The organism is Amycolatopsis sp. N2S4-7, from assembly GCF_058119595.1.
The window spans coordinates 3,748,003-3,764,880 of sequence record NZ_CP172299.1; the positions used below are offsets into that span (position 1 = coordinate 3,748,003).

The window sequence follows — 16,878 nt, forward strand, 5'->3', positions numbered from 1 at the left end:
GGCGGCCGTCGGAACGCGAGCGATCAGCTCCCGTCGGTCTTCTTCGGCTCCTCGGCCGGCGCCTCCGGGGAAGCCGGCTTGTCCGCGGAAGCCGGCGCATCGGCCGCCACCTTCGCGTGCTCCGGCTCGTCGGCAACCTTGGCGGGCTCGGGCTCGTCCGAAGCCTCCGAAGCCGGAGCGGTGGCCGAAGCCTCCGAAGCCTCCACCGGAACCTCGTCCGGACCAGGCGCGTCCTTGCTCCGCAGCGTCTCCGGCGCCTCCCGCGGCCCTCGCTTCCCGGCGACCACGAAGTACACCACCGCCCCGGCGAACAGCAGGATCGAAGTCCACACGTTCACCCGCAGGCCGAGGATGTGGTTGGCGGTGTCCGTCCGCATCATCTCGATCCACCCGCGGCCCACCGTGTACCCCGCGACGTACAGCGCGAACGCCCGCCCGTGGCCGAGCTTGAAGCGCCGGTCCGCCCACACGACCAGCGCGGCGACCAGCAGGTTCCACAGCAGCTCGTACAGGAACGTCGGGTGAACCGGGCTGTCCGGCAGCGGGATGTGGCCGGTCGCGACGCCGTTCAGCAGGTTGTCCGGGTCCTCCGGGTTGAACCGCTGGTAGATCTCCAGCCCCCACGGCAGGTCGGTGTGCGCGCCGTAGAGCTCCTGGTTGAAGTAGTTGCCGATCCGCCCGATGGCCTGCGCCACGACGATGCCCGGGGCGATCGCGTCGGCCATCGCCGGCAGCGGGATGCCCCGGCGGCGGCACGCGATGAGCGCGCCCACGGCGCCGAGGGCGATCGCGCCCCAGATGCCGAGCCCGCCGTCCCAGATCGCGAACGCGTTCCAGGGGTTCTTGCCCTCGGTGAAGTACAGCTCGGGGTCGGTGAGCACGTGGTACAACCGGCCGCCGACCAGGCCGAACGGCACCGCGAAGACCGCGACGTCGATCACCGTGCCCTTGGTGCCGCCACGGGCGATCCAGCGCCGTTCACCCCACCAGATCGCCACGATGATGCCGGCGATGATGCACAGGGCGTACGCACGGAGCGGGATCGGCCCCAGGTGCCAGACCCCCTGGTCGGGGCTGGGGATCGTCGCGAGGTAGGCGCTCATCACGCGGCCACCGTAGCGCTAGTGCGCCGTCGGCTCCAAGGCGGCCAGGTAGCCCGCCACCAGCGCGTGGGCGACCTGGACGACGGCCTCGTCCCGCGGGAGGAACCGTTCGTCGTGCAGGCTGGGCACGCCGGCGGTGTCGCCGAGGCCGACGAACAACATCAGCCCGCGGGTCGCGCCGCCGCAGTAGTGGGCGAAGTCGTCGGCGCCGAACGACCGGAACTGATCGTCCACCACGAAGCCGGCGTGCCGCAGCCAGCGCTGCGCCCCCACCGCCAGCTCCGGGTCGTTGTTCAGCACCGGCTCACACGGGTTGATCTTCAGCTCGGCGGTGCAGCCGTGCGCCCGCGCGGTGCCGTGCACGATCTCCGTGAGGTTCTCGAGCGCGCTTTCGCGGTCCTTCTCGCGCATCACGCGCAGCGAGCCGAACGCGGTCGCGCTGTTCGGAACGACGTTCGCCGCGGCACCGGCCTGGATCCGGCCGATCGAGCAGACCGCGCCGAACACCGGGTCGATCCGGCGCGAGGCGAGCTGCTGCAGGCTGACGACCAGCTGGGACAGCGCCAGGATCGGGTCGCGCAGCAGGTGCGGGTAGCCGGCGTGGCCGCCCTGGCCGTGCAGGGTCACCTCGAACTCGTCGGTGGACGCGTTCACCGGCCCGGGCACCGCCGACACCATGCCGTGCGCGATCCGCGGCTGGACGTGTGCGCCGATCACGGTGTCCACGCCGGACTCGGTCAGCACCCCGGAGTCGACCACGTCGAGCGCGCCGGGCGGTGAGGTCTCCTCGCGCGGCTGGAGCAGCGCCAGGATCGGCCGCGGCACGCCGACGCGCACCGCCGCGCGGCCGACCGCGACCAGCGCGGCGAGGTGGACGTCGTGCCCGCACGCGTGCATCAGGTCGGTCTCCGACGCCCACGGCACGCCGGTGCCCTCCAGCACCGGGAGGGCGTCGAGCTCCGCCCGCAGCGCGATGGCCGGGCCGTCGGCCGCGCCGGGCAACCGGATCGCGCGGCCGGTCTTCGCGACCCGGACGCCGTCGCCCGCGCCGAGCGCGCCGGCGACCAGGCGGGCGGTGTCCTCTTCGTCGCCGGAGCCGCGCGGGTCGGCGTGCACGGCGTGCCGGAGTTCGACGGCGGCGGGCAGTTCGTCGGCGATCGCCCGCGTCCACCGGGCCCACAGGTCACTCACACGTGCTCCAAGCGGTAGATCCTCTTCGCGTTCTCGTGCCCCACCAAAGCACACAGCCGGACGGCGTCCACTTCGGACACGGCGCCGGCGGCCAGCGCGGCGCGCACGAAGTCCGACAGGCCTTGCCGGAACAGGGCCGTGCCCAGGTGGTACAGCTCGGCCAGGCCGAAGGCGTCGGTCGAGAAGAGCACCTTCCCGAACGGCGCGAGCTCCAGGAGCTCGGCCAGCACGGCCGGCGCCCGGAATCCCGCGTTGTGCGTGATGAGCCCGGCGTCGACGAACACGTGCTCGAAGACCTGCGCCAGATACGCGGCGTTGCGGTGGAACGGGTAGTTGTGCAGCAGCAGGATGGGCACGCCGCGGTCGCGGGTCGCCCGCAGCAGCCCGGTGAGCAGCAGCGGGTCGCAGCGGTGCAGGTCGACGTCGGAGTCGCCGTAGCCGACGTGGAACTGCACCGGCAGGCCCAGGTCGAGGCCGGTGAACACGAGGTGCCGGTGCAGGACCTCGTCGGCGAGCCGGACTTCGCCGCCGCCTTCGATCCGGGCGAGCCAGCGTCCCGCGGCGGCTTCGACCTCCGGCGGCGACGGCCGCTCCCCCGCCAGTTCGAGGCCGACCCGGTAGGCCGCGATCGACTTGAGCCCGACGGCGGTCGCGGCGCGTTTCCCCAGCTCGTCGGCGAACGCGGCGGCGAAGCCCGCGGCCGTGGTCCCGCGGACGACGGTCTCGGCGACCTGTTCCAGCCGGACGACGTCGTGCGCGCGGGTGCCCGCGAGCCCGGCGAACTCCGGCGTCGTGGTCAGCGAGCCGGGCAGGAACCCGCCGTCCAGCAGGAAGTCCGTCGTGCCGGTGGCCCGCAGGAACCGCCGGGCCACCTCGGCCGCGCCCAGCTCGGCGCGGCGTTCGAGGTAGGCGTCGGGTTCCGCGTGCTCCGGCAGGTCGAGCACGGGCGCGCAGCGTTCGCGCACGGCCAGCCCGATCAGCGAGTCGAACAGGCTCGTCCCGAGCGGCGAGGCCGCGTCGGCCTCGGTCAGCATCGCCTCGAACTCCGCGCGGCCCACGTCCCGGGTGACGACGCCGTGGCAGTGGTGGTCCACCAGCGGCAGGTCCGCGACGAACGGGAGCAGATCGGTCATGCGCCTCCGTCCACGCTGGTCAGCCTCTCCCCCACCCTACGGGCGTAGGCGGGCGCGGCCAGCACCAAGATCACCGCCAGCACCAGCACACCGCCCGCGACCACCGGGAACCAGCGCGCCGGACCCGCCGTCGGGTACGGCACCACGTTGACGTACACCGTGTACCCCAGCACGGCGAGCGCGCCGATCGGGAACACGAGGTGCCACAGCGGCACGCGCATCCGGCGCTTCACGAACAGCAGCAGGATCGCGCCGATCGTGGTCAGCAGGTAGATCACCAGCAGGACCAGCGTGCCGATCGAGCCCGACCAGGCGAACGTGTCCGCGGCGGTCGCGCCGAAGAACACCGCGCACACCACGATGATCAGGGCCGCCGCAGCCGTCACCGCGCTCACCGCCGCCACCGGGGTGCCCTGCGCGGACGTCCGGCCGACGCCGCGGCCGCCGACGGCGTCACGGCCGAGGGCGAACAGCAGCCGGGAACCGCCGACGACGCAGGCGAGGCAGCAGCCGAACGCGCTGATCGCGGCGCCGATGCTGATCACGTCGCCGACCCACGCGCCCGCGTACCGGCTGCCGAGGTCGCCGAGCAGGGACGGCGAGTCGTGGAACGCCGTCGCGTCCGCGCCGAACGCCATCATCTCGACCGCCGTGACCACGACGAAGTAGAGCCCGCCGAAGATCGCCGTGCCGAGGATCGCCCGCGGGATGTTGCGCTTCGGGTCGTGGGTTTCCTCGCCCAGCGTGGCGGCCGCCTCGAAGCCGGCGAAGGACAGGAAACCGAACACCGCGCCGAGGAACACCCCGGACAACCCCGTTTCCGGGACGAACACGGCCATGGTGAACCGCGCGTCACCGGGGGCGTTCCCGGCGAGCAGGCGGACCAGGATCACCACGGTGACCAGCAGGATCACCGCGATCGTCGCGCCTTCGACGGCGAGCAGCGTGCTCGTGCCGCGCCGGGCGGGCACCACGGAGAGCAGCCAGGCGCCGGCCAGCGCGACGGCGGTCAGCACGAACGGGCCCCAGGACGGCGGGTCCGGCCAGATGCCGACCTGGGTGAGGAAGGCGGTGCCCAGGGTGCCCGCGGCCGAACTCGTGACGACCGCGTAGAACGTGTACGTGCCGAGGAGACCGATGCCCGAGACGACACCGGCGCGCGGGCCGAGCGTGGCGCCGACGAAGGCGTACACCGAACCGGCGTGCTGGTAGTGCCGGCAGAGCTTGACGAAGCCGTAGGCGACCAGCAGGACACCGACCGCCGAGAGCAGGAAGGCGAGCGGGACGGCCCGGCCGGCGGCGGCCGCGGTCTGCTGGGGGTTGATGTTGGCGGCCATGCTGGGGGCCATCAACGCCACGGACAGGCCGACGGCCTGCCAGACGGAGAGGGAGCGCCGCAGCCCTGGACGGGTTTCGACGGTGTCTGACACGATCTCCACCTCTTTCTCAGGTAACCGACTCAGTGAACATCGACGGGGGCAGGATGAGCCAGCTCGATCGGGCAGAACTCGCACAGCAGGGCGCGATCCGGGCCGACGGCCTGCGCGCGGCCGGGGTCGAGCTCGTCGCGCTGACCTTCGTGGACAACAGCGGCATCGCCCGGGTGAAGGCCGTCCCGGTGGACCGGCTGTGGTCGGCCGCGGCGTGGGGGGTCGGCGCGTCGAACTCGTTCGACTTCTTCCTGGCCACCGACGAGATCGTCGGCGGCGAGTACTCGCGCGGCCCGGTCGGCGACCTGCGGCTGCACCCGGACCTCGACGCGCTCGTGCCGCTGGCCGCGCAGCCGGGCTGGGCGTGGGCGCCGGTCCTGAAGTACGACCAGGAAGGCGAGCCGCACCCGCAGGACGCGCGGGCGCTGGCCGCCGCCGCGGCGGCGCGCCTGGCGTCGCTGGGTTACAACGCCCGGACGGCGTTCGAGATCGAGTGGGTGATCACGGCGGCCGACGCGCCGGACGACCCGCGCTCGGCGACAGCGGGCCCGGCCTACGGCTACGCGCGGCTGTCCTCCCAGGCCGGTTACCTGCGCGCGCTGGTGTCCACGCTGTCCGCGCAAGGCGTTGCGGTGGAACAGATCCACCCCGAGTACGCGGCCGGGCAGTTCGAGCTGTCGGTGGCGGCGGACGACCCGGTGCGCGCGGCCGACCTCGCGGTGCTGACGCGCGAAACGATCCGGACGGTCAGCGAACGGCACGGGCTGCGCGCGTCGTTCACGCCGAAGTTCGCGCCGGACGGCGTCGGCAACGGCGGCCACGTCCACCTGAGCCTGTGGGACGGCGACCGGAACCTGTGTTCCGGCGGCGACGGCCGGTTCGGGCTGACGCCGACGGCGGAGGCGTTCGGCGCCGGGATCCTCTCGCGGCTGCCCGCGCTGCTGGCGATCGGCGCGCCCTCGGTCGTCAGCTACCTGCGGCTCGAACCGCACCACTGGGCCGGGGTGTTCTCCGCGTGGGGCCTGGAAAACCGCGAGGCGCCGCTGCGGCTGGTGCAGGGCCCGGCCGGGCAGCGCGAGCGCGCGGCGAACTTCGAGGTCAAGTGCTTCGACCTGACGGCGAATCCGTACCTCGTGGTGGCCGCGCTGCTGTTCGCGGGCCTGGCCGGGGTGGACGCGGGGGCGACGCTGCCGGAGCCGGTGGACGTCGACCCGGGCACGCTGCCGTCGGCGGAACGCCTGCCGACCCGGCTGGCCGACGCGGTGGCGGCGTTCGAAGCCGACGACGTCCTGCCGCAGGCGTTCGGTCCCGAGCTGGCCACGACGCTGATGGACGTGCGACGCGGGGAGATCGACCGGCTCGGCTCGCTGCCGCCGGCGGAGCTGTGCGCGCTGGTGCGCTACCTACACTAGGGCTTTCGCGACCTCGCTCCGGAGTTGCGGGAGCTTCGCGTAGAACCGGTCGCCGGGGCATTCGGTGTTGTAGTAGTCGCGGTGGCCCTTGATCTCCTCGACCGGGATGCCGTACTGGCGGCAGATGTGGGCGCAGAACACCACGAGCGAGGCCCACTGCGTCCCGGGCGGTTCGACGCTGGTGTAGGTGCCTTCGTTTTCGATGCCGATGGCGTTGGTGTTCTGGCCGGGACAGTGCGCGCCCTGGATCATGGTGGTGCGGCCGCGCAGCGCGTCGAGGCTGCCGTGCCGGCCTTCCATCCGGTATCCGCCGCGGCTGACGGTGAAGTGCTGCCCGGTGTCCGACCAGCCGTTGTTGTCCATGTGGTCGTGCTGGTCGTCGCGGGCGACCTGGAAGGCGTGGGCCAGGGAGTAGTCCGTGCTGTTGGCACTGGCGATGTGGTGGATCAGGATGCGGTCGGCCGGGTGGTCGAGGGTGGTGAGCGCGTCGGCGGGCGGCCGGGCACCCCACTCGGCGCAGCTGTAGATCCGCGGCTCGGTGGCCGCCTGCGCGGCCCGGGGCAGCAGGAGGCCGCCCGCTCCCGCGACGGCCAGGCCCGCGGCGCCGCGCAGGAAGGTCCGCCTCGGGAGGTTCCCTAGATCGAAGTCCATGGGCGCGAAGCGTGCCGGGGGGCCGTACAGCTTTCGTACAAACGGCGGTTCAGCCCGCCGAGGCCGAGGCCAGCTCCCCCGCGCCGCTGTAGAGCCGGATCTTGAACCGGATGTGCTCCTGGTGCTCGCGCAGCCGCTCGATCTGCGCCTCCACGCGCTGCTCGTGCTCGCGCAGCACCTCGACCCGTTCTTCGCGCGTCGCCTCGCCGGAACGCAGGAGCTCCACGAACCGCAGCATCTCCGCCACCGGCAGGCCCGTGTAGCGGAGGCAGCGCAGCAGCTGGAGGAACTCGACGTCCTGGTCGGTGAACACCCGGCGGCCGCCGGCGGTGCGGCCGACCTGGTGGAGCAGGCCGATGCGCTCGTAGTACCGCAGGGTGTCGATCGTGAAGCCGGTCTTTTCGGTCACCTGGGCCGGGGTGTAGGAGGTCACCGACCCAGCGTGACACCCGGAGTGCACTCCAGGTCAAGCGGTGGCGACCGCCCGGCGCACGCCCTCGGCCAGTTCGGCGGACAACGCGCGAACGCCCGACGGGCCTTCGGCCGCCGCCGTGACCAGGGCCGAGCCCACGATCACCGCGTCCGCGAACGAGCTCACCTGGGCCGCCTGCTCGCCCGAGCGGACCCCGAGGCCCACGCCGATCGGCAGGGACGTGTGGGCCCGCGTGCGGCGGACCAGTTCCTCGGCACCGGCGCCGACCTGCTCGCGCGCGCCCGTCACGCCCATCACCGCGGTCGCGTAGACGAACCCCGAAGCGGCCGACACGGTCATGGCGATCCGCTCCTCCGACGACGAAGGCGCCACCAGGAAGATCCGGTCCAGACCGTGCTCGGTGGACGCGGTCATCCACGTCTCGGCCTCGTCCGGGATCAGGTCCGGCGTGATCATGCCGAGCCCGCCCGCCGAGGCGAGGTCACGCGCGAAGCGGTCCACGCCGTAGCGGTTCACCGGGTTCCAGTACGTCATCACGACCGCGCGGCCGCCGCGCGCCGACACCGACTCGACCACCTCGAACAGGTGCTTGAGGCGGAAGCCGTTGTCCAGCGCGGTCACCGAAGCGGCCTGGATGGTCGGGCCGTCCATCACCGGGTCGGAGTACGGGACGCCGACCTCGATCAGGTCCGCGCCGCCGTCGACGCAGGCGGCGATGAGGTCCTTCGACCCCGCCACGGTCGGGAAGCCGGCCGGGAGGTAGCCGATCAGGGCGCCGCGCCCTTCGGCGCGAGTCGCCGCGAAGAGGTCGTCCAGCCCGCTCATCCGTTCACCAGCCCGAACCACTTCGCCGCCGTGTCCATGTCCTTGTCGCCGCGGCCCGAGAGGTTCACGACGATCAGCCCGTCCGGCCCCAGCTCGCGGCCCAGGTCGAGCGCGCCGGCCAGCGCGTGCGCCGACTCGATCGCCGGGATGATGCCCTCGGTGCGCGAGAGCAGCTTGAACGCGTCCATCGCCTGGGCGTCGGTGATCGGGCGGTACTCGGCGCGGCCGGTGTCCTTCAGCCACGCGTGCTCCGGCCCGACGCCCGGGTAGTCCAGCCCGGCCGAGATCGAGTGCGACTCGACCGTCTGGCCGTCCTCGTCCTGCAGCAGGTACGTCATCGCGCCGTGCAGGTTGCCCGGAGAGCCCTTGGTCAGGGTCGCCCCGTGGCGGTGGCCCTCGATGCCCTCGCCGCCCGGCTCCAGGCCGACCAGCCGCACGGACGGGTCGTCGTAGAAGCCCGAGAAGATGCCGATCGCGTTCGACCCGCCGCCGACGCACGCGGCGACGACGTCGGGGAGGCGGCCGGCCTGCTCCAGGATCTGCTCGCGGGCCTCGGTGCCGATGACGTGGTGGAAGTTGCGCACCATCGCCGGGAACGGGGCCGGGCCGGCCGCGGTGCCGAACAGGTAGTGCGTGGTGTCGGAGTTGGTGACCCAGTCGCGCAGCGCCTCGTTGATCGCGTCCTTCAGCGTCCGCGAACCGGTCTTGACCGGGATCACCTCGGCGCCGAGCAGCCGCATGCGGGCCACGTTCAGCGCCTGGCGCTCGGTGTCGACCTCGCCCATGTAGACGACGCAGTCGAGGTCGAGCAGCGCGCACGCGGTGGCCGTGGCCACGCCGTGCTGGCCCGCGCCGGTCTCGGCGATGACGCGCTTCTTGCCCATCCGCTTGGTGAGCAGCGCCTGGCCCAGGACGTTGTTGATCTTGTGCGAACCGGTGTGGTTCAGGTCCTCGCGCTTGAGGAAGACCCGGGCGCCGCCGGCGTGCTCGCCGAAGCGCTTGGCCTCGGTGAGCAGCGACGGGCGGCCCGCGTAGTCCTTCAGCAGGCGGTTGAACTCGTTCAGGAACTCCGGGTCGTGCCGGGCCTTGTCGTACTCGGTGGCGACCTCGTCGACGACGCCGATCAGCGCCTCCGGCATGAACCGCCCGCCGTACGGGCCGTAGTAGCCGCGCTCGTCCGGATCGTGCTTGCCGTGCTCCTCCGTCACCGCGACGGCCTCGGGCAGGCGGGGTGGGAACCGGCGGTGACCAGCTTGACCAGGGCGCCCTTCGGGTCGCCGGAGGCGACCAGGCCTTCGCCGACCAGCACCGCGTCGGCGCCGTGCCCGGCGTAGGACATCAGGTCGCCCGGCCCGCGGACGCCGCTCTCGGCGACCTTGTAGACGTCCATCGGCAGGCCGGGGGCCAGCCGCGAGAAGACGTCGCGGTCCACCTCGAGGGTGTGCAGGTTGCGCGCGTTGACGCCGATGACCTTGGCGCCCGCCTCGAGGGCCCGGTCGGCCTCCTCGGCGTTGTGGATCTCCACCAGCGCGGTCATCCCGAGCGACTCGACGCGGTCGAGCAGCGAGACGAGCGCGTTCTGCTCCAGCGCGGCGACGATCAGCAGCACCATGTCGGCGCCGTGCAGGCGGGCCTCGTGCACCTGGTAGGGGCTGACGATGAAGTCCTTGCGCAGGATCGGGATGTCCACGGCGGCGCGCACGGCGTCGAGGTCGGCCAGCGAACCGCCGAAGCGGCGCTGTTCGGTCAGCACGCTGATCACCCGCGCGCCGCCGTCTTCGTAGTCCTTCGCCAGCGCGGCCGGGTCGGGGATGTCGGCCAGGTCGCCCTTGGAGGGGCTGCGCCGCTTCACCTCGGCGATGACGCCGATGCCGGACTCGCGCAGGGCGGCCATCACGTCACGGGGCGCCGGGGCGGCGGCCGCACGGATCTTCAGCTCGTCGAACGGCAGCGCGGACTCCCGCGTGGCGAGGTCCTCCCGCACGCCGGCGACGATGTCTTCGAGCACGCTCACCGGGCGCCCCCGCCCGGGCACGTGCTCACGGATTCACTCGCAAGGTCGCTCACAAAAACCTTCCCCTTCCCGCCGAAACGATGCTAACCCCCGCATCCGAGACGCCCGGTTCCGGGTGTGCGCGTTAGTCCGAATGCCTGCCCCGGACGTCCGTGGGGTCCTCCCCTTCGGACAGCGCCTCCCACAGCTCGGCGTCCGGGTCACGCACCTTTTTCCGGGTGGCCGGGGCCGCGTACTTGGCGCCGAGGCGCGCGGAGTTCCCCGCACCCTTGACGGCAGCCAACCCGGCGGCGGCGACGAGAATTCCGCCCAGCACGGCCAAGCCGCGGCCGAGCAGCATCTCGGTGACGGGCAGGCCGTCCGCGAACCCGGAGAACCGGACCCCGGCGATCCCGCTCCAGACGGCGGCGACACCGGCCAGCGCCAGCACGACGCCGAGCACGCGCCGCGCCCAGCCGCCCGTGGCCACCAGGCCGGCCACGCCGGCCAGGGCGAGCAGGGCCAGCGGCACGAGCGCCGTCACCCGCTGTTCGCCGGTTTCGCGGTACAGCACGGTGCCGCGCACGCCGCCGTCGCGGAACTCGGCGAACCACGTGAGCCGTGATGCTCCCCACAGGGCCAGCGCGGCCAGCAGGAGCGCGGTCACGATCATCCACAGTGGACGCCGCGACGGCCGTGGTGCCTCGGGAACCTCAGACATGGGCGCGGTCCGCGGCCGGGTCGAGGGCGCCCGCCGCGACCATCGTCTGCGCGGCGGCCACCGCCGAGAGCACGGTCCGGGCCTTGTTCAGCGATTCGGTGTCCTCGTAGTCCGGCACCGAGTCGGCGACCACCCCGCCCCCGGCCTGGACGTGCGCGATGCCGTCCTTCACCAGCGCGGTGCGGATCGCGATGGCCGTGTCGGCGTCGCCGGCGAAGTCGAGGTACCCGACGACCCCGCCGTACAGGGCGCGGCGGACCGGCTCCAGCTCCTCGATCAGCTCCATCGCGCGGACCTTGGGCGCGCCGGACAGCGTCCCGGCCGGGAAGCACGCCGTGACCGCGTCGAACGCCGTCTTGTCGTCGGCCAGCTCACCGGTGACGGTGGACACGATGTGCATGACGTGGCTGTAGCGCTCGATCTGGAAGAAGTCGACGACGCGGACGGTGCCCGGCTTGCAGACCTTGCCGAGGTCGTTGCGGCCGAGGTCGACGAGCATGAGGTGCTCGGCGCGCTCCTTCTCGTCGGCCAGGAGGTCCTTGGCCAGCTGCGCGTCCTCCTCCGGGTCGGCGCCGCGCCAGCGGGTGCCCGCGATCGGGTGCGTGGTCGCGCGGCCGTCCCGCACGGTGACCAGGGATTCGGGGCTGGAGCCGACGATGTCGAAGCCCTCGAGCCGCAGCAGGTACATGTACGGGCTCGGGTTGGACGTCCGGAGCACGCGGTAGATGTCGATCGCGTCGGCCGCGGTGGGGATCTCGAACCGTTGCGACGGCACGATCTGGAACGCTTCGCCGGCCTTGATCGCCTCGACGGCCTTCTCGACCGCGGCGTGGAAGTCCTCCTTCGAGCGCTTCCGGGTGAACTCCGGCGCGGGCCGGTCGAACGCGGCGACCGTGGCGGGCGCGGCCACCTGCAGCTGCTCGGTCATGGCGCTCAGCCGGGCGACGGCGTCGTCGTAGGCCGCGTCCACGCGCTCGGGCGAGTCGTCCCAGTTGACGGCGTTCGCGATGAGCGTGACCGTGCCCTCGTGGTGGTCGAACGCCGCCAGGTCGGTGGCCAGGAGCATGGTCAGCTCGGGGATGTCGAGGTCGCGTTCGGCCAGCTCCGGCAGCGTTTCGAGCCAGCGCACGGCGTCGTAGCCGATGTAGCCGACCATGCCGCCGGTGAGCGGCGGCAGCCCGGGCAGCGGCTCGGTGTGCAGGGCCTCGATGGTCTCGCGCAGCACCGTCAGCGGGTTGCCCTCGGACGGCAGGCCGACCGGCGGCGTGCCGGTCCAGACCGCTTCCCCGTCGCGGACGGTGAGCGCGGCCGGGCTGCGGACGCCGATGAACGACCAGCGCGTCCAGGAGGCGCCGTTCTCCGCGGACTCGAACAGGAACGTGCCGGGCCGGTCGGCGGCGAGCTTGCGGTACACCCCGATCGGCGTCTCGCCGTCGGCGAGGACCCGCCGCACGACCGGGATGACGCGACGGCTCTCGGCGAGGGCGCGGAAGTCCTCGCGGGACGGGCTGACCGAGCCGGGGCCGGCCGAACCGGCGGATGCGCTGACCATGGGGCTCATTGTGCCGCCCCGGCCGGGTGCGGCCGCGCGGGGTCCTTAATTCAATGAGTGTTGAATTAAGGGGACGCCTGAGTCATGATGGAGGCGTGAGCACCACAGGCAGCACCGAGAGTACCGGCCGCCGGCGGGGGCGGCGGCCCGCCGGCCAGGACACGCGCACGGCGCTGATCGAAGCCGCGCGGGCCGTGTTCGCCGAGACCGGCTACGACGGGGCGACCGTGCGCGCGATCGCCACCCGCGCCGGCGTCGACGCGGCGATGGTCAACCACTGGTTCGGCGGCAAGGAGGGTCTGTTCGCGAAGGCGGTGCTCCAGCTGCCGTTCGACCCCCTGGAGCTGGTGGAAACCCTCCGCGACGGCCCGGACGAGGAGTTCGGCGAACGGATCGTCCGCACGTTCCTCACCCGCTGGGACAGCGCGGGCGGCGGGGTCTTCGTGGCGCTCATCCGCAGCATCGCCGGCCACGAGCAGGCCGGCCACGCGCTGCGCGACTTCTTCCGGAGTTTCTTCACCCACCTGCTCGCCTCGGTCGGCTCCGACCAGATCCCCCTGCGGACGACGCTCTGCGCGTCCCAGCTGGTGGGCATGGGCATGATCCGGTACGTGGCGAGGTTCGAGCCGATGGCCGAGGCGGACATCGAGACGCTGGTGGCCGCGGTGGCCCCGAACGTCCAGCGCTACATCACCGGCGACATCGGCTGACAGCCGGTCTTCGCTTGCGTGGTGCGCGACAGCCCCGTCGGAGCCGGGCCCGGCCGCGGCGCTCGGGGTCAGCGGGCGAGCAGCAGCGCGATCAGCGCCAGCGCGCCCGGCAGCACCTGCACGAAGAGGATCCGCTTGCTGGCCGTCGCGGCGCCGTACAGCCCGGCGACGATCACGCAGACGAGGCCGTAGAGCTTCAGCTGGAAGCCCGTCGGGTCGCCGGCGATGATCCCCCACACGAGCGCGAGCGCCAGGAAGCCGTTGTACAGTCCCTGGTTCGCGGCGAGGGTCTTGCTCTCCTCCGCGAACTCCTTGGTGGTGCCGAAGGCCGCGCGAGCCCGGGGCGTCGTCCAGAGGACCATTTCCAGGACGACGATGTAGACGTGGATCAGGGCGACCAGCCCGACCAGGACGTCGGCGACGATTGTCACGCGTGCTCTTTCTCGTCGGCCAGGAGCAGGCGCTCCTCGGTGTCGAAACAGGTGTGCGTGCCGGTGTGACAGGCGGGGCCGGTCTGGTCGACGCGCAGCAGGACCGTATCGCCGTCGCAGTCGATCCGCACTTCGCGGACGTGCTGGTAGTGGCCGGACGTCTCGCCCTTGACCCACAGCTTCCGGCGGCTGCGCGACCAGTACGTGCCGCGGCGGGTGGCGAGGGTGGCGGCGAGGGCGTCGTCGTTCATCCACGCCATCATCAGCACGTCCGAAGTGGCGTGCTCGAGGACGACCGCGGCGATCAGGCCGTCGGCGTTGCGCTTGAGGCGCGCCGAGACGGCCGCGTCGAGGGTCATGCTCGCACTCCCAGGATGTGCCGCTTGAGCGGCATCGAGTTCAACAGGACGAACGCGTAGCCGTAGCCCGCGAAGGACAGGCCGGAGAACAGCTTGTTCCACCAGAGCGCCGCGCCGAGCAGCAGGAACGCGTGCAGCAGCGCGAACACCACGGTGACGACCAGGCCGCCGATGCGGGCGCTGCCGAGCTTGAGCACGAGGCCGGTCGTCACGACGCCGCCGAGGATCAGGGCCAGCGCGGGCATCCGGTAGATCACCAGGCTCGACCCGGCGCCCAGCACCGGGACGAGGTCGAGCAGCGCCCAGGCGATGGGCAGCCCGACCAGCAGGCCGGCGGTGACCTTGACCTCGACGGGGGCCTGCCAGGACTTCATCGGACCTCGACCCCGCCGTCGCGCAGCGCGTTCTTGACGTCGCCGATCTTCAGCTGTCCGAAGTGGAACACGCTGGCGGCGAGCACGGCGTCGGCGCCCGTCTTCACGGCGGGCAGGAAGTGCTCGACCGCACCCGCTCCTCCGCTCGCGATCACCGGGACGCGCACGGCCTTGCGGACCAGCTCGATGAGCTCGAGGTCGAAACCGTTCTTGGTGCCGTCGGCGTCCATGGAGTTCAGCAGGATCTCGCCGACGCCGAGCTCCTCGCCGCGCGCGGCCCACTCGACGGCGTCGATGCCGGTGCCGCGGCGGCCGCCGTGGGTGGTGACCTCGAAGCCGGACGCGGTCGGTTCGCCGCCCTCGGGAACGCGGCGCGCGTCGACCGACAGGACGATGCACTGGGCGCCGAACCGCCTCGAGGCTTCGTGGAGGAACTCCGGCCGCGCGATGGCGGCGGTGTTGATGCTGACCTTGTCGGCGCCGGTGCGCAGCAGCCGGTTGACGTCGTCGTTGCTGCGGACGCCGCCCCCGACGGTGAGCGGGATGAAGACCTGCTCGGCGGTGCGGCGGACGACGTCGTAGGTGGTCTCGCGGTCGCCGGAGGAGGCCGTGACGTCGAGGAACGTCAGCTCGTCGGCCCCTTCGGCGTCGTAACGCCGGGCCAGCTCGACCGGGTCGCCGGCGTCGCGGAGGCCGGCGAAGTTGACACCCTTCACGACCCGGCCCGCGTCGACGTCGAGACAGGGGATCACCCGCACCGCGACAGACATGGCCACCAGCGTAGTCAAGGGCGTTCTAAGCTCGGGCAATGGCACGGGCGGGACGGCGGCCGGGGCAGACCGAGACGCGCGAGAAGATCCTCGACGCGGCGCGGCACCGCTTCGCCGAGCTGGGGTACGACGGCGCGACGGTCCGCGGGATCGCCGCCGACGCGGGCGTGAACGCGGCCCTCCTGCACCACTTCTTCGGCAGCAAACAGGCCCTCTTCGCGGCGGCGATGAACCTCCCGGTGAACCCGGCCTCCCTGGTCCCGGCGATCTTGGCCGGGCCGCGCGCGGGCCTGGGGGAACGCCTGGTGCGGGCGTTCCTGACGGTCTGGGCCTCCCCGGAGGGCCGCACCCCGTTCATCGCGATGCTCCGCGCCGCGGCGACGAACGAGCAGGTGGCGCTGATGATGCGCCAGTTCATCGAGCGCACGGTGCTGGCCGAGGTGGCCCGCGCTTTGGACGTGCCCCGGATCCGGGTGACGGGCATCGCGGCGCAGATGATGGGGGTGGCACTGCTGCGGTACGTGATCAAGCTGCCTCCGCTGGCGGACGCGGATGACGAGGAGATCGTGGCTCTGCTGGCGCCGGTGGCGCAGTACTATCTCGACCCTTCGGCGCCAGGCCTGTGAGCTGGGAGTTCTTCGGAGATCCGGCCCAGGGGAACCCTGGTAAGGTCCGATCCGTCGGATACGCAGAGTGCCAAAGAGGAGACACTCTGCACACCCGGGGAGGCTGCCATGACTACTTCGATGGTGACCAGCAGTGGCTGAGGGGCCGCCGGCCTACGACCCGAACACACGCCGTGCACCGCTCCGACCGGTGTGCTCGGACGCCGGGTCGTACGGCCGTCAAGCGGACGTAGGCGAAGCCGGGTTCGAATATGACGAGGAGACCCTGCACAGCCTCGTCAATGAATGGCGGCAGCTCGCGTTCGACTTCCAGGCGGACATCCACCAGGCGGAACAGCTCGCCAGGGCCCAAGGTCCCGGTCTCGAGTACGCCAGCGAAGGCCACGCGGAACGGGTCCGGGCTTCCGGGCGCGCCCTGACGGAGACCTTGCAGCGGCGAGCGGACTACTGCGCTGCGATGGCCGATAGGTTCGTTGTCGCGCTGGGCAAGTACGCGACCGCCGAGGACACCCACGCCACCGAGATCGGCGACTCCCCGAAAGGCATCATCTAGTGCGCCGCGTTCTTCTCCTCCCCTGCGCCGGGCTGATCGCGCTCGCCGCGTGTTCGCCGGAGACGTCCGGCACCGCGCTGCCCGCGAGCGAACCCAGCTCGTCCGCCCCCGGTGAGGAGGTCCCGGGTCCCGGTGTTCCCAAGGTCGACGTCCCGCTCGATACGGGCCGGTTCAAGTCCGAGCCGTGCTCCGCCTTGACCGAACCCCAGGTGACCGAGATCTTCGGGCACGCCGTCGAACCCCGGCCCGACCTCCAGGCACCCGCCGGTCCGACGTGTGGCTGGGCTCCGCTCGACGCGTCGCGGGCGAGCGTGCACCTCACCTTCGCGACGTTCGACGATCTCGGGCTCACCAGCGTCTACCGGGAACAAGGCAAGGCCTACAAGTTCTTCACGCCCCTGGAACCGGTCGGCGGTTACCCCGTCGTCGCCTACGGCACTTCGGACCGCCGCTCGAGCGGGACCTGTTCCTTGGCCCTGGGTACCAGCGACCGGTCCACCGTCGATATCACGGTGTTCCAGTCCCAGGCGAAGATCGGCAAGACCGATCCCTGTCAGGTTGCTCGGACTGTGGCCGGGAAGGTCGTCACCTCGCTCAAGGGCTGAGGTACA

Annotated in this window: 20 protein-coding genes; 5 read left to right on the forward strand and 15 right to left on the reverse strand. The window is 72.1% G+C overall.

What is annotated here, in order from left to right; all coding sequences use genetic code 11:
- Window positions 1–23: 23 nt before the first annotated feature.
- From lgt to ACH54P_RS17410, 4 genes are read right to left on the reverse strand one after another with little or no spacing between them, the layout of a single operon-like run.
- A complete protein-coding gene (lgt, locus tag ACH54P_RS17395; protein WP_489913968.1) occupies window positions 24–1,103 on the reverse strand; it encodes a prolipoprotein diacylglyceryl transferase in 1,080 nt (359 codons plus the stop codon).
- 18 nt (window positions 1,104–1,121) lie between these two features.
- Window positions 1,122–2,294, reverse strand: coding sequence for a M20 metallopeptidase family protein (locus tag ACH54P_RS17400; protein WP_489913970.1), 1,173 nt, complete (start codon window positions 2,292–2,294; stop codon window positions 1,122–1,124).
- Window positions 2,291–3,427, reverse strand: a complete 1,137-nt coding sequence (locus ACH54P_RS17405; RefSeq protein WP_489913972.1) for an amidohydrolase family protein — start codon at window positions 3,425–3,427, stop codon at window positions 2,291–2,293. Before ACH54P_RS17405 ends, ACH54P_RS17400 begins: the two co-directional genes overlap by 4 nt.
- The gene (locus ACH54P_RS17410) at window positions 3,424–4,857 is read right to left on the reverse strand and encodes an APC family permease (RefSeq protein WP_489913974.1); all 1,434 of its coding nucleotides are present in this window, start codon (window positions 4,855–4,857) and stop codon (window positions 3,424–3,426) included. Before ACH54P_RS17410 ends, ACH54P_RS17405 begins: the two co-directional genes overlap by 4 nt.
- Before the next feature lie 53 nt (window positions 4,858–4,910).
- Here ACH54P_RS17410 and ACH54P_RS17415 point away from each other — a divergent pair, with 53 nt between their 5' ends.
- Window positions 4,911–6,269 carry a glutamine synthetase family protein gene (locus tag ACH54P_RS17415; RefSeq protein ID WP_489913976.1) on the forward strand — a complete coding sequence of 453 codons (1,359 nt, stop codon included), beginning with the start codon at window positions 4,911–4,913 and terminating at the stop codon, window positions 6,267–6,269.
- On the opposite strand, the gene ACH54P_RS17420 is transcribed toward ACH54P_RS17415, so the two are convergent.
- The 7 genes from ACH54P_RS17420 to ACH54P_RS17450 form a co-directional block, all read right to left on the reverse strand.
- On the reverse strand, window positions 6,261–6,920 hold the full coding sequence (locus ACH54P_RS17420; protein WP_489913978.1) for a peptidoglycan recognition protein family protein: 660 nt from the start codon (window positions 6,918–6,920) through the stop codon (window positions 6,261–6,263). The genes ACH54P_RS17415 and ACH54P_RS17420 overlap by 9 nt on opposite strands.
- Window positions 6,921–6,969: 49 nt before the next feature.
- Window positions 6,970–7,353: a MerR family transcriptional regulator gene (locus ACH54P_RS17425; RefSeq protein WP_489913980.1), complete on the reverse strand. Its 384-nt coding sequence runs from the start codon at window positions 7,351–7,353 to the stop codon at window positions 6,970–6,972.
- Window positions 7,354–7,386: 33 nt separating this feature from the next.
- Window positions 7,387–8,178 carry a tryptophan synthase subunit alpha gene (gene trpA, locus ACH54P_RS17430; RefSeq protein ID WP_489913982.1) on the reverse strand — a complete coding sequence of 264 codons (792 nt, stop codon included), beginning with the start codon at window positions 8,176–8,178 and terminating at the stop codon, window positions 7,387–7,389.
- Entirely contained in the window at window positions 8,175–9,386 is a 1,212-nt protein-coding gene (trpB, locus tag ACH54P_RS17435; RefSeq protein ID WP_489913984.1) for a tryptophan synthase subunit beta, read from the reverse strand. The genes trpA and trpB overlap by 4 nt, the downstream gene beginning before the upstream one ends.
- Complete coding sequence (gene trpC, locus ACH54P_RS17440; RefSeq protein WP_489913986.1) at window positions 9,383–10,192, reverse strand: indole-3-glycerol phosphate synthase TrpC; 810 nt, start codon at window positions 10,190–10,192, stop codon at window positions 9,383–9,385. Before trpC ends, trpB begins: the two co-directional genes overlap by 4 nt.
- 124 nt (window positions 10,193–10,316) lie before the next feature.
- On the reverse strand, window positions 10,317–10,844 hold the full coding sequence (locus ACH54P_RS17445; RefSeq protein ID WP_489916480.1) for a Trp biosynthesis-associated membrane protein: 528 nt from the start codon (window positions 10,842–10,844) through the stop codon (window positions 10,317–10,319).
- A gap of 40 nt (window positions 10,845–10,884) precedes the next feature.
- A complete protein-coding gene (locus ACH54P_RS17450; RefSeq protein ID WP_489913988.1) occupies window positions 10,885–12,444 on the reverse strand; it encodes an anthranilate synthase component I in 1,560 nt (519 codons plus the stop codon).
- Between the two features lie 95 nt (window positions 12,445–12,539).
- Between ACH54P_RS17450 and ACH54P_RS17455 the strand changes: the two genes are divergently transcribed.
- On the forward strand, window positions 12,540–13,154 hold the full coding sequence (locus ACH54P_RS17455) for a TetR/AcrR family transcriptional regulator (RefSeq protein ID WP_489913990.1): 615 nt from the start codon (window positions 12,540–12,542) through the stop codon (window positions 13,152–13,154).
- Between the two features lie 68 nt (window positions 13,155–13,222).
- Here the strand turns inward: ACH54P_RS17455 and ACH54P_RS17460 are convergent, their stop codons facing one another.
- From ACH54P_RS17460 to hisF, 4 genes are read right to left on the reverse strand one after another with little or no spacing between them, the layout of a single operon-like run.
- A complete protein-coding gene (locus tag ACH54P_RS17460; RefSeq protein ID WP_489913992.1) occupies window positions 13,223–13,585 on the reverse strand; it encodes a DUF1304 domain-containing protein in 363 nt (120 codons plus the stop codon).
- Entirely contained in the window at window positions 13,582–13,944 is a 363-nt protein-coding gene (gene hisI / locus ACH54P_RS17465) for a phosphoribosyl-AMP cyclohydrolase (protein WP_489913994.1), read from the reverse strand. Before hisI ends, ACH54P_RS17460 begins: the two co-directional genes overlap by 4 nt.
- Window positions 13,941–14,318 (reverse strand): hypothetical protein, encoded by a 378-nt coding sequence (locus tag ACH54P_RS17470; protein WP_489913996.1) that lies wholly within the window; start codon window positions 14,316–14,318, stop codon window positions 13,941–13,943. The genes hisI and ACH54P_RS17470 overlap by 4 nt, the downstream gene beginning before the upstream one ends.
- Window positions 14,315–15,088 carry an imidazole glycerol phosphate synthase subunit HisF gene (gene hisF, locus ACH54P_RS17475; RefSeq protein ID WP_489913998.1) on the reverse strand — a complete coding sequence of 258 codons (774 nt, stop codon included), beginning with the start codon at window positions 15,086–15,088 and terminating at the stop codon, window positions 14,315–14,317. The genes ACH54P_RS17470 and hisF overlap by 4 nt, the downstream gene beginning before the upstream one ends.
- A 38-nt stretch (window positions 15,089–15,126) precedes the next feature.
- On the opposite strand from hisF, the gene ACH54P_RS17480 reads away from it, so the two are divergent.
- The 3 genes from ACH54P_RS17480 to ACH54P_RS17490 all read left to right on the forward strand — a co-directional run bounded on the left by ACH54P_RS17480 (window position 15,127) and on the right by ACH54P_RS17490 (window position 16,872).
- Window positions 15,127–15,714, forward strand: a complete 588-nt coding sequence (locus tag ACH54P_RS17480) for a TetR/AcrR family transcriptional regulator (RefSeq protein WP_489914000.1) — start codon at window positions 15,127–15,129, stop codon at window positions 15,712–15,714.
- A 133-nt stretch (window positions 15,715–15,847) separates the two neighbouring features.
- Window positions 15,848–16,267, forward strand: a complete 420-nt coding sequence (locus ACH54P_RS17485) for a hypothetical protein (protein ID WP_489914002.1) — start codon at window positions 15,848–15,850, stop codon at window positions 16,265–16,267.
- Window positions 16,267–16,872, forward strand: coding sequence for a DUF3558 domain-containing protein (locus tag ACH54P_RS17490; RefSeq protein ID WP_489914004.1), 606 nt, complete (start codon window positions 16,267–16,269; stop codon window positions 16,870–16,872). The genes ACH54P_RS17485 and ACH54P_RS17490 overlap by 1 nt, the downstream gene beginning before the upstream one ends.
- Window positions 16,873–16,878: the final 6 nt, after the last annotated feature.

Coding starts and splice junctions, on each gene's coding strand:
- lgt (WP_489913968.1), bottom strand. CDS start 1,103: ATGAGCGCCTACCTCGCGACGATCCCCAGCCCCGACCAGGGGGTCTGG.
- ACH54P_RS17405 (WP_489913972.1), bottom strand. CDS start 3,427: ATGACCGATCTGCTCCCGTTCGTCGCGGACCTGCCGCTGGTGGACCAC.
- ACH54P_RS17415 (WP_489913976.1), top strand. CDS start 4,911: ATGAGCCAGCTCGATCGGGCAGAACTCGCACAGCAGGGCGCGATCCGG.
- ACH54P_RS17420 (WP_489913978.1), bottom strand. CDS start 6,920: ATGGACTTCGATCTAGGGAACCTCCCGAGGCGGACCTTCCTGCGCGGC.
- trpA (WP_489913982.1), bottom strand. CDS start 8,178: ATGAGCGGGCTGGACGACCTCTTCGCGGCGACTCGCGCCGAAGGGCGC.
- ACH54P_RS17445 (WP_489916480.1), bottom strand. CDS start 10,844: ATGATCGTGACCGCGCTCCTGCTGGCCGCGCTGGCCCTGTGGGGAGCA.
- ACH54P_RS17450 (WP_489913988.1), bottom strand. CDS start 12,444: ATGGTCAGCGCATCCGCCGGTTCGGCCGGCCCCGGCTCGGTCAGCCCG.
- hisI (WP_489913994.1), bottom strand. CDS start 13,944: ATGACCCTCGACGCGGCCGTCTCGGCGCGCCTCAAGCGCAACGCCGAC.
- ACH54P_RS17470 (WP_489913996.1), bottom strand. CDS start 14,318: ATGAAGTCCTGGCAGGCCCCCGTCGAGGTCAAGGTCACCGCCGGCCTG.
- hisF (WP_489913998.1), bottom strand. CDS start 15,088: ATGTCTGTCGCGGTGCGGGTGATCCCCTGTCTCGACGTCGACGCGGGC.
- ACH54P_RS17480 (WP_489914000.1), top strand. CDS start 15,127: ATGGCACGGGCGGGACGGCGGCCGGGGCAGACCGAGACGCGCGAGAAG.